The 6,914-nt window shown below is 48.3% G+C and carries 8 protein-coding genes; 2 read left to right on the top strand and 6 right to left on the bottom strand.

The window, feature by feature from the left end:
• Positions 1 to 21: 21 nt before the first annotated feature.
• The gene (yedA, locus tag KQJ18_RS20085) at positions 22 to 942 is read left to right on the top strand and encodes a drug/metabolite exporter YedA (protein ID WP_216422576.1); all 921 of its coding nucleotides are present in this window, start codon (positions 22 to 24) and stop codon (positions 940 to 942) included.
• On the opposite strand, the gene KQJ18_RS20080 is transcribed toward yedA, so the two are convergent.
• The 3 genes from KQJ18_RS20080 to KQJ18_RS20070 form a co-directional block, all read right to left on the bottom strand.
• The gene (locus KQJ18_RS20080; protein WP_038641598.1) at positions 934 to 1,401 is read right to left on the bottom strand and encodes a very short patch repair endonuclease; all 468 of its coding nucleotides are present in this window, start codon (positions 1,399 to 1,401) and stop codon (positions 934 to 936) included. The two genes, yedA and KQJ18_RS20080, sit on opposite strands and share 9 nt — an antisense overlap.
• Positions 1,382 to 2,812: a DNA cytosine methyltransferase gene (locus KQJ18_RS20075; RefSeq protein ID WP_216422575.1), complete on the bottom strand. Its 1,431-nt coding sequence runs from the start codon at positions 2,810 to 2,812 to the stop codon at positions 1,382 to 1,384. The genes KQJ18_RS20080 and KQJ18_RS20075 overlap by 20 nt, the downstream gene beginning before the upstream one ends.
• A gap of 76 nt (positions 2,813 to 2,888) precedes the next feature.
• Positions 2,889 to 3,581 (bottom strand): phosphohydrolase, encoded by a 693-nt coding sequence (locus KQJ18_RS20070; protein WP_038641602.1) that lies wholly within the window; start codon positions 3,579 to 3,581, stop codon positions 2,889 to 2,891.
• A gap of 440 nt (positions 3,582 to 4,021) precedes the next feature.
• Between KQJ18_RS20070 and ompC the strand changes: the two genes are divergently transcribed.
• Complete coding sequence (ompC, locus tag KQJ18_RS20065) at positions 4,022 to 5,197, top strand: porin OmpC (RefSeq protein WP_121529197.1); 1,176 nt, start codon at positions 4,022 to 4,024, stop codon at positions 5,195 to 5,197.
• A gap of 105 nt (positions 5,198 to 5,302) precedes the next feature.
• Here ompC and KQJ18_RS20060 read toward each other — a convergent pair whose 3' ends face one another.
• From KQJ18_RS20060 to KQJ18_RS20050, 3 genes are all read right to left on the bottom strand, one after another.
• On the bottom strand, positions 5,303 to 5,635 hold the full coding sequence (locus KQJ18_RS20060; RefSeq protein ID WP_003839058.1) for an EmrE family multidrug efflux SMR transporter: 333 nt from the start codon (positions 5,633 to 5,635) through the stop codon (positions 5,303 to 5,305).
• Between the two features lie 79 nt (positions 5,636 to 5,714).
• Positions 5,715 to 6,074: a hypothetical protein gene (locus KQJ18_RS20055; RefSeq protein WP_150345143.1), complete on the bottom strand. Its 360-nt coding sequence runs from the start codon at positions 6,072 to 6,074 to the stop codon at positions 5,715 to 5,717.
• Between the two features lie 209 nt (positions 6,075 to 6,283).
• A partial coding sequence (locus KQJ18_RS20050) for an MBL fold metallo-hydrolase (RefSeq protein ID WP_216422574.1) occupies positions 6,284 to 6,914 on the bottom strand: 631 nt, incomplete at its 5' end.

The following is a 6,914-nucleotide window of genomic DNA, read 5'->3' as shown; positions in this document are numbered from 1 at the left end:
TTATTTCCACCGTGAGGGATTATGCGTTTCAGGCAATTGTTACCACTTTTCAGTGCGCTCTTCGCGCTGTATATCATTTGGGGTTCCACCTACTTCGTTATTCGCATTGGCGTGGAAAGCTGGCCGCCGTTGATGATGGCTGGCGTGCGTTTTCTCTCTGCGGGCATTTTGTTAACCGCATTCTTACTGATTCGCGGGCATAAGCTGCCGCCTCTGCGCCAGCTCCTGAACGCCGCGTTAATTGGCGTCCTGCTGCTGGCTGTGGGTAATGGGCTGGTCACCGTCGCAGAACATCAAAATGTGCCTTCCGGTATCGCCGCGGTGGTGGTTGCTACCGTTCCACTGTTTACACTGGGCTTTAGCCACTTTTTTGGTATTAAAACGCGTAAGCTGGAATGGGTGGGAATCGCCATTGGGTTAGCAGGAATCATCATGCTGAACAGCGGCGGTAATTTAAGCGGTAATCCTTGGGGTGCTGTATTAATCCTGATCGGTTCGATAAGTTGGGCGTTTGGCTCGGTGTACGGCTCACGCATAACGTTACCCGTTGGCATGATGGCTGGGGCCATTGAAATGTTAGCCGCCGGGGTTGTGCTGATGTGCGCCTCGTTGCTCTCCGGGGAAAAACTGACCACTATGCCGACATTTTCAGGCTTTATGGCGGTGGCGTACCTGGCCCTGTTTGGCTCTATTATTGCCATTAACGCGTATATGTACCTGATTCGCAACGTCAGTCCGGCGTTAGCCACCAGCTATGCCTACGTTAATCCGGTTGTCGCCGTACTGCTAGGTACCGGTCTGGGAGGAGAAAGTCTGGCGCTCATCGAATGGCTAGCGCTCGGCGTGATCGTATTTGCGGTGGTATTGGTCACCCTCGGTAAATACTTATTCCCTATGAAAGCGGATGCCGTTGCTACCCCGTCGGAAAAGACACTACAGTAAGTGAATACCCTGAGTGTCGATCTGCGCGGTGGCACCACCGCCGCAGATCCACTCGATGACACGTTCAGATAACGCCTCATCGCCGAGTTTTTCGCGCCCGCGCAGGGCGCACTCCCAGACAATCAGTACACGCCAGCCCAGAGTCTGCAATTTTTCACAATCCCGCGCGTCACGCTGGACATTTTTACCTATTTTTTCCAGCCAGAATTCCGTTCGCGTGGCAGGGACTTTAAACAAGTAGCAGTTGTGATGATGCCAGAAACAGCCATGGGTAAAGATCACACAACGGTAATCATCCACTACAAAATCGGGGCGACCAGGTAACGTCGCATCCTGCACGCGAAACGTTACGCCCTGCTCTGTCAGTACGCTGGCAAGGCGTTTTTCAATGGCGGTATCACGGGTGGCGATCGCCCGCATATTTTTACTGCGCGTTGCTTTATCGTGAACGTCTGCCATGCAGGTTCTCTTTTTCGCGAATAGCAACCGCCTGTTTGATTTTCGGCTCCAGCAGTCTGGCAACCGCCGCGAATGCCGGAACGACCACCGAATTACCAAACTGGCGATAAGCCTGAGTATCCGACACCGGGATCCTGAACTGATAGCCCTGGGGTAATTCAAACCCCATCAGGCGCGCGCACTCCCGTGGTGTAAGCCGGCGCGGACGGTGCTGCTGGTTCAATGGATCGTCAAAATCCTTTTCCCCCAGCGCCATATCCCAGCCGCGATCGACAAGGATCTCGGCGCCGTCTTTATAATAGCGTGCGGATAATGTGCGCGTTACGCTATCGGGATTACCAGGATACACCATGCCATAACCAAACCCATTCCCCCGCGCCTGGTGCTTTTTCGCATAGCGGTATAAATATTTCCACAACACCGGCGTCAGCACATATTTCGCATCGACGGTCGGCTCAAGCAGCTCCGCCAGCGTAGTACGTCGCGGCGGATAGCGAGTGACAATATTGCGCAGCGTGAAGTCTGATTTCAGATTCAGATCGCGTCGAAATCCGACGAGCACAATACGTTCACGATGCTGAGGTAAAAAATGTTGTCCATCGATTATTTTCGGATCGTCAGGTCCATTATCCGCCGCATCCGCGACGTCATAACCCAGCTCATCCAGCGTCTGCATAATAATGCGAAACGTTTTACCCTGGTCGTGACTTTTCAGATTTTTAACGTTTTCGAGCACAAATATTGCTGGTCGACGCGCATCGATAATGCGCACCACATCAAAAAAGAGTGTGCCTTGTGTATCACAGGCAAAGCCGTGGGCCCGCCCTAACGCATTTTTCTTTGATACCCCAGCCAGGGAGAAAGGCTGACAAGGAAATCCTGCCAGCAGTACGTCATGTTCAGGAATATGTTGGCGAATATGTTCCGCCGCCTGCTGGTCGCTTACTCCATCATGATGACTCAGCGTGACATCGCGAATATCTTCATTAAAGTGATGCTGGAGCGGATCGCAATAATTATTCGCTTTGTAGGTGCGCACCGCATGCTTGTTCCATTCGCTGGTAAACACGCACTGCCCGCCAATCGCCTCAAAGCCGCGACGAATTCCGCCGATGCCGGCAAACAGATCGATAAATCGAAAGGCATAATGCGGATGATGCGCAGGTGGCGTCGGCAGCAAGGAACTCAGATGAGCAAGCTCATTGTCGCTGAGGCGATACCATGTTTCGTTCGCCACTACTCGCTTAAAGATGGCCGGACTCCAGCGGTTCTCACCAACACCATTCAGATGAGCAACCAGGGTTTTCACGTCATAAATTTCAAGCAACTTAGCCAAAATTACCTGTGCGGCGGCCTTGTTATCATCTGTCATTGGGTTCATGGAGCCTGCTACTGAAAAATTATCCTGCATACATTTAACCGGCCGAAATGGATAACCGACAGATTAACATAAAATAGCGCGGTTGACGTTGCGGCTGTACTGGCGACTAACGTGCTTTAAAGGGTTGAATCGCGTCGAGATCCAGCATTGCATACTCTCCTTTTAACTCCGCACTCAGCTTCGCCATATACGTCAGTAAAAAGTCAGCATTATGCTGCGCTAAATGTCGGCCTTGTTCAGTTTGCATTGTCAGCGGCAGCGTCAATAATTTGGTCTGAAAGTGATCGAGCGCATATTGTTTATCGTCAAGGCTACGCTTCCGCGCGAATGGATCTTCCGCGTCAAACAGCGCCACGCCTAACGCACCAGACACGGCAAATACGCGCGCTAAACCGATAGCCCCCAGCGCCTCAAGCCTGTCGGCATCCTGCACAATTTTAGCTTCAATAGTTTCCGGTGCTATCTTCGCGCTGAAACTGTGCGCCTCAATGGCATGACATACGGCAGGTATACAGTGTTGCGGAAAATCAGGGAAATCGCGCCTCAGAATGCGGCGTGTTTCCTGCGCCGCCAATACCGACGAACGATGACGATCCGGATGATTCTTCGGCAAGCTGACAAGATCATGGAAGTAGCACGCTGTAAGAACCACCAGCCAATTTACGGTCGCATCCGTGCTTAGCTTTTGCGAGGTCTTCCACACGCGACGAAAATGAGAAATATCATGGGCAGCATCCTGCCCGGAATGGTTATCCTGTAGCCAGGCTTCAAATTTTGACTGCCAATCTTGTCGTTCCATGCGGTCTCTCTTTGCAGAAAGAAAACCACCTTAACAACAATTTTCATTACAGACCACTGCCAGCGCTTCAATTTATATAAATATATTATTACTCTCAGTTTAATATAATCATAGAAAATTTATTGTTTCCTAAACACCATAGCAACAGATAATCATATGTAATCAAATAACAAATAACCCCCAAAAATAAAATACACGAAAGCAATGAACACAAGAAACACATAACCCACTGATAAAAATAAATTTATCATATAAATGATATTATTAAACACATACACATTAATTTATAAAAAGACATCATAGAAATATTATGAAATATCTTAAATAGATTTGTTACATGTTATATTTTAAATTAAATGAACTTCATAGATAGTATCCAAATGTAGTCTTTCGGATAGTACTACATATTCATATTAATTATTATCATAAGGAAATACATAATGAAAAGAAAAGTACTGGCACTTCTCCTCCCTGCTTTATTAGCTGCAGGCGCAGCGAATGCCGCTGAAATTTATAATAAGAACGGCAATAAACTGGATCTGTACGGCAAAGTCGATGGTCTGCATTATTTCTCTGACGATGCGGGCAGCGACGGCGATCAGACCTATGTACGTGTGGGCTTTAAAGGCGAAACCCAGATCAACGACACGCTGACTGGTTATGGTCAGTGGGAATATAACGTCCAGGCCAACGGCACCGAAGGTGAAGGTGCAGATTCATGGACCCGTCTGGCTTTCGCTGGCTTAGGTTTTGGTCAGAACGGTACCTTTGACTACGGTCGTAACTATGGCGTTGTCTACGACGTAGAAGCCTGGACCGATATGCTGCCGGAATTCGGCGGCGATACCTACACCCAGACCGACGTGTATATGACCGGTCGTACCAACGGCGTTGCCACCTACCGTAATAAAGGTTTCTTCGGTGAGGTTGATGGTCTGAACTTCGCTCTGCAGTACCAGGGCAATAATGAAGATGGTGGTTCAGGCGAAGGTACTGGTAATGGTGATGGACGTAGACTGTCTCGTGAAAATGGCGACGGTTTCGGTATGTCTACCTCCTATGACTTCGACTTCGGTTTAAGCCTCGGTGCGGCATACTCCAGCTCTGACCGTACTAATAATCAGGTTGCTGCTGGACGTGGCGACAGTAGCCATGCCAACCGCTATGCTGGTGGTGACACAGCTGATGCCTGGACCGTGGGTGCCAAATATGATGCGAATAACGTGTACCTGGCTGCCATGTATGCTGAAACACGCAATATGACCGCATACGGTAAAGGGGATGGCGTTGAAGGCGGTATTGCTAACAAAACGCAAAACTTCGAAGTTGTTGCACAATACCAGTTTGACTTTGGTTTGCGCCCGTCCGTTGCATTTCTGCAGTCTAAAGGCGTTGATTTAGGCGGCTGGGATCACCATAGCAATGGCACCCCACGCTACACCGACAAAGATCTGGTCAAATATGTTGATGTAGGTATGACTTACTACTTCAACAAAAACATGTCCACCTACGTTGATTACAAAATCAACCTGCTGGATGAAGACGATAGCTTCTATGAAAGCAATGGTATCGCGACTGATGACATCGTTGCCGTTGGTTTAGTCTACCAGTTCTGATTGAGATACTAACAGCAAGCCCGCTTCATATGAAGCGGGCTTTTTTCACCGCACGGGGATAAGCTCTGCTAAGAGCGCCAGATATGCGACACGCTTTCAATAGAATTAATGCGGGGAAGATTTGGAAAAAATATTAATAACCAGAACCCCTGCACAAATAAGGAACATGCCTGCGATCGCCGGAAAATCAAGCTTCTGCCCACTTACCAACCAGCCCAAAAGGCTGATTAATACGATTCCAGCACCTGACCAAATTGCGTACGCAATACCCGTTGGAATGGTCGACAGCGTCTGAGCGAGAAGATAAAAAGCAGTGCAGTAGCATACAATGGTTGCTACAGATGGCCATAGACGTGTAAATCCGTCAGAGAACTTCATCAGGGTTGTACCTATTACTTCAGCTACAATGGCCCCGGCAAGGAAAATGTATGAATTCAAAATCTGGCCCCATGTGACAATCTAAAACAATTATCGTATCACAAAGGGTCAGGTGAGTTTGAACACAGCCAAAACTCCTTCAACTTAGTACAAAAAGACCGTCTGAAGCGCCGCGAGGTCTGCTATGCGCGGACGTTGGGGTTGATGTTAAAGTCACCACAGAGCTGACATCGGTCTGTGGACTGCCAGATTCGAATACCCAGTTTTCCATTTCCCGGGTAAGTTTTTGCTTAGTATCGGCATCAACGACGCCATCAGGAAATCTGATATTTATAACTTTTCCTTTATCATCAATATCATATACTACTTTGAATTTATTACTTTCATCCACCAACGTCCTTACCCCAGTTTTGCTTATTGTTTCACTTGCATGAGAACTAAAAGCTAAACCTGCCGACAAAACAGCAATAATGGCCACACCCAACAGCTTGTTATTCATAGTGTTATCCACTCGCAAATAAATAATGTTAAATAGAAATAGTTATCATTTCCACCATTTGTTTTTACAGCTACGCAGGGTGTGGCAATATTGAGGGACCTGAACTGGCGCTCTCACGGCGCAGAACCAAACCTAATCTGACGGTCCACTCTGGACAATAATGACGTTGAATAGCACTAATCAATTACAAGCCTGTCGGGCATATCCGTTCAATTCTCAGAGTAAGAAAGGCGGTATCCACTCCCCTCTCTGAAAATGCTGGCAAACCCCGCCTGGCCTAAATGCATACCTGCAATGAGCATTTTTTTGCTGACAGCTTTTTCCATAATTTTCTTCCTTGTTTCCTCGGCCTGAGCGGGATCGGTATCGAATAAAATAGAGACATTCGGGTGCGCTGACTGAATATGAGGGTAGTGGACGATGTCGCCCCATATTAATAAGCATTTATCATCTGCATCAATGCGAAATCCTGTATGCCCGGGCGTATGACCCGGTAACCATACTGGGAGAATACCTTCTGCAATGTTATCCCCGTCGAAAAAACGCAGGTTTCGCGCATAAGCGTGTAACGTTTGACGGACCAGCCCAAAATTACGTTGCCCGCGCTCATTCGCCATGCTGAGTTTTTTATCATCCAGCCAATGTTGCGCTTCAAGAGGATGAAGCATAATTTGAGCGCGCTGAAAAACTGGCCGTTTTTCAGGATCCAGCAGACCGCCAATATGGTCCGGATGGCAGTGCGTCAATAAAACAGTATCGACCTCGTCAGGACTGATCCCCACTGCTGCAAGGTTTATGTTGAGTTGCCCTCCTTTGTTGCTCAGCGGCCCTGCGCCAGCG

The sequence above is a fragment of the Citrobacter sp. S55_ASV_140 genome (genome assembly GCF_018919505.1).
Lineage (GTDB): Bacteria > Pseudomonadota > Gammaproteobacteria > Enterobacterales > Enterobacteriaceae > Citrobacter > Citrobacter werkmanii.
This window is presented reverse-complemented; position numbering and strand designations above follow the sequence as displayed.

Bases quoted from the DNA above. Each gene is read 5' to 3' on its own strand.
- KQJ18_RS20080 (WP_038641598.1), bottom strand. From the start codon at position 1,401: ATGGCAGACGTTCACGATAAAGCAACGCGCAGTAAAAATATGCGGGCG.
- KQJ18_RS20075 (WP_216422575.1), bottom strand. From the start codon at position 2,812: ATGCAGGATAATTTTTCAGTAGCAGGCTCCATGAACCCAATGACAGAT.
- yedA (WP_216422576.1), top strand. From the start codon at position 22: ATGCGTTTCAGGCAATTGTTACCACTTTTCAGTGCGCTCTTCGCGCTG.
- KQJ18_RS20070 (WP_038641602.1), bottom strand. From the start codon at position 3,581: ATGGAACGACAAGATTGGCAGTCAAAATTTGAAGCCTGGCTACAGGAT.
- ompC (WP_121529197.1), top strand. From the start codon at position 4,022: ATGAAAAGAAAAGTACTGGCACTTCTCCTCCCTGCTTTATTAGCTGCA.
- KQJ18_RS20055 (WP_150345143.1), bottom strand. From the start codon at position 6,074: ATGAATAACAAGCTGTTGGGTGTGGCCATTATTGCTGTTTTGTCGGCA.